Origin of the sequence: Clostridioides sp. ZZV15-6388 (assembly GCF_020657755.1) — a bacterium.
GTDB lineage: Bacteria > Bacillota > Clostridia > Peptostreptococcales > Peptostreptococcaceae > Clostridioides.
In genome coordinates, this window is record NZ_JAGWCU010000151.1 from 1 (window position 1) to 252 (window position 252).

The window sequence follows — 252 nt, forward strand, 5'->3', positions numbered from 1 at the left end:
CGGGAACCTTACGTGTTTTGAGAGGCGTTTTTGTTCCATCCATATTAAGTTCAATGTCATAAATATTTTTTATAGTAGCTGGTCTTTTAGATAGTATTGCAACTTTATCTGATATGCTTATTGCTTCACCAATATCATGTGTAACTAAAATAGTAGACTTATTTTCATTTTTAATAATACTATAAACATCATCACAAACCAACAATCTAGTTTGATAGTCAAGAGCTGAAAAAGGTTCATCTAAAAGTAAAA

Annotated in this window: 1 pseudogene; it reads right to left on the minus strand. The window is 29.4% G+C overall.

The window, feature by feature from the left end:
• Nucleotides 1-252 (minus strand): annotated as a pseudogene (locus KGF48_RS20145) (ABC transporter ATP-binding protein); the annotation flags it as partial.